The organism is Candidatus Eisenbacteria bacterium (assembly GCA_016867495.1).
Classification (GTDB): Bacteria; Eisenbacteria; RBG-16-71-46; order CAIMUX01; family VGJL01; genus VGJL01.
Window position 1 is genome coordinate 1 of sequence record VGJL01000255.1, and the last position, 3,008, is coordinate 3,008.

Consider the following 3,008-nt stretch of genomic DNA (forward strand, 5'->3'; position numbering starts at 1 on the left):
CTATCAGTTCGTCGAGGATTCTGCCGTCGCGTCATGGATCGGGCGCATTGTACGCTGGGTCAGGAGGGGGAATGGACGGGCCGCAGCGGATCGATGAGGGGCTGGAGCTTCTCTATCTCCTGAGAGAGCGCGGGATGCTCGAGACGGCGAGCTTCCTGCGGGAATGCGCGGAGTCCGATCCGCAGGGGCTGCTGCGCGATCTCATCCGGGCCCGGTTCGTCGCGGAGGACGAGGACGGGCGTCTCGTGATCACCGCGAGCGGGCTCGCCCGGGCGGAGGCGATCGTCCGGCGCCACCGCCTCGCCGAGGTCCTCTTGCAGACCGTCCTCCGGGTGGGGGAGAAGGAGACGGAGCAGACCGCCTGCGTCTTCGAGCACATCCTGAGCGAGGAGGCTTGTGACCGCGTCTGCGCGTTTCTGGGGCACCCGACCCACTGCCCGCACGCCCTTCCGATTCCTCCCGGGCGCTGCTGCGCACTCACCGCCCCGCGCGAAGACCAGGTCTCGCCGCTCACCGACATGGAGGTCGGCGATCTCTGCGAGATCGTCCACATCCGCCCCAGCCACCACGCGCGGCTCGACCGGCTGGGAGCCTACGGCCTCATCCCGCGCGCCTTGATCCGACTGCACCAGAAGCGTCCGACTTTCGTGGTCCAGATCGACGAGACCGACCTGGCCCTCGACGCCGACGTGGCCCGCGACATCTATGTCCGGAGGAAGGGTTGACCCCCTCGCGCTCCGGAGCGCGCGCGGGCGAGCCGGACGGCATCGCGGACGCGGGCCGAAGGAGCGGCGTCGGGAGGGGGGGATCGGCTGCCGGCGGCGCGCCGAAGTCGAGTCGGACGCTTGCGGAGATCGCCGTCCTCGTCGCGGCCGCCGCGGCGATCCGCTTCCTGGGAATCGGCGAGGAGCCGCTCTGGCTGGATGAGGCGAACAGCGTCCTCATCGCGTGGAAGGACCTGCCGGGCATCGTCGATGCCCTATCGCGGGACGGGAATCCGCCAGTCTTCTACTTCCTGCTCCACTTCTGGTCGAGGATCTTCGGATCGTCGGAGGCGGCCGTCCGCGCGCTGCCGGCCCTCCTTGGCGTCCTGGGAGTCGCTGGCGTCTATTGGGCAGGACGGATCTTCTTCCCCGCCAGGAAGCGCCTGCCCATCATCGCCGGCGCGATCGCGGCGCTCGGCCCTCTGCACATCTATTACTCCCAGGAGTGCAGAATGTACACCCTCTCGCCGCTCCTGGGCCTCTTCGCCCTGGCGTCGCTCCATCTCTTCCTCGAAACGGCGAGGCTCCGCCATCTGATCCTCCACGCCGCGTTCCTGGCGATCGGCCTCTACACGCACAACTACTTCCTCTTCCTCCTTCCGGCGGGCCCCGCAATCGCCTGGTGCGCGTCGGGCATGATCGAGAGGAGAAAAGCCTTCGCCCTCGCAGGAGCCGCGGCGCTCGCCGCTCTCGTTCTCTATCTGCCGTGGATGCCGATTCTCCTGCAGCAGAGCCGATCGGGGGTGGACGCATGGATCCCGAGGCTCTGGAGGGGCACGCCTCCGTGGGCGGCCTTCTTCCGATCGATCGAGGCTGTCGGCGTCGGCGGCGCCTTCCCCCCTTACCTGAAGCAGCTCACCCTGATGTCCGGCGTCCTCCCCGCGGAGGTCAGGTGGCCGATGCGGGTTGTCGGAGGATTGCTCGCCGTGGGGCTTCCGATCCTGGGCGTCGCGGCGGCGCTCCGGGCCGGACAGGAGCGGCGGAGCGCGGTCCGGCTCGCGATCTTCTTCCTCCTGCCGCTCGCCCTGCCGATCGCGGCCTCGTTTCTCCTGAAGCCGATCTACCTCGTCGGCCGCTACGAAATGGTGGCCTTCAGCGCCTTCGCCCTTCTCGCCGCGCGGGGGCTCGATGAGCTCGCCGCATCGAGAGACGCGGGACGCAGACCGACTGCGATCGCTTGCGCCATCGCCTGGCTCGCGGGCGCGGTCGTCTGCCAGGCGGCGGGCCGCGCCGCGGAAGTCCCGCACGGCGACTACCGGATCGCGGAGTGGTTGCGCTCGCGCTCGAGGTCGGAGGATGTCGCGATCCTACCCGGCTACACGCGCACGGTTCCGGAGCTCTACTCGAGGATCTGGAGAACGCCGGGGACGCGCCTCTCGTTTCCCGAGACGGTCGAGCGCCACCTCGGCTGGTATGACGAGGCGGCCGCCCTCGCGCGCCCGACGGAGGTCCGCGCGGAGGCCGCGGCCCTGGCCCATCGCCTCCGGCGAACTCTGGACCCGAGCGCGCGGGTCATCGTCTTCGCCTCGAACCTGACCGCGCCCGAGATCAATGGCTGGCTCCTCCAGGCGCTGGCCGAGACGCTGGGGAAGCCCCAGATGCACGAGGGGAAGTCGCTCACGATCGTGGTCTTCGGCCCGCCGCTCTGAGAGGACTGAGTCCAGGCCCCCGGGGCCCGGCTGAACGCCCCCGCGAGCAGACCTTGCGTCCCTCACCTCCCCCGACTCCCTCAGAACGAACCTCAGAACGAAATGGTGGCGCCGGGGCTCGCTACTGGGCTACTCTTCCCTCGCGCGTCCGGGGTGGGGATGCGAGGGAGGGAAGCGGTTGACCTGGATGCGAGCGGGCCTCCTGCAAGGCAGCGAGCGCCGCAGCCTCCTACCCTTCCTTCTCGGCCTTCTCTTCTTCTGTTCTCTCCCGTGTGTCCCCACTGCGCAGGCCGAAGATACGCAAGGACAGGCCGCCGATCGGGTACAGGCCTCTCTTGCCGCAGCGAGCCCTCCCTCGGCCGCTCCCCCCTCCCCCGTGACCGACCTCGAGATCAGGGACAAGCCCCTCGACGCGGGCAAGGTCCTCCTCGTCTCCTTCGGCCGCTCCTCCGACGACCCCGGAGGGCAGGGGGCGGTGACCAGGTACGCGCTTCTCCGCCGCGGCCCCGCGGACACGGCCTTCGCGGTCGTCAAGACGCTGACCGCCCTGGTGAAGGGCGATCGCCTGAGCTACGAGGACACGGGCCTGAAGCCG

At 69.6% G+C, this 3,008-nt stretch carries 3 protein-coding genes; all 3 read left to right on the forward strand.

The window, feature by feature from the left end; genetic code table 11:
* The first annotated feature begins 71 nt into the window (after window positions 1-71).
* On the forward strand, window positions 72-725 hold the full coding sequence (locus FJY88_13055) for a metal-dependent transcriptional regulator (protein ID MBM3288256.1): 654 nt from the start codon (window positions 72-74) through the stop codon (window positions 723-725).
* Window positions 722-2,413, forward strand: a complete 1,692-nt coding sequence (locus FJY88_13060) for a hypothetical protein (GenBank protein ID MBM3288257.1) — start codon at window positions 722-724, stop codon at window positions 2,411-2,413. Before FJY88_13055 ends, FJY88_13060 begins: the two co-directional genes overlap by 4 nt.
* A 178-nt stretch (window positions 2,414-2,591) precedes the next feature.
* On the forward strand, window positions 2,592-3,008 hold a 417-nt coding region (locus tag FJY88_13065; protein MBM3288258.1), incomplete at its 3' end, for a hypothetical protein.

Excerpts from the sequence above, each read along its gene's own strand:
- FJY88_13055 (MBM3288256.1), top strand. The coding sequence starts at position 72 with ATGGACGGGCCGCAGCGGATCGATGAGGGGCTGGAGCTTCTCTATCTC.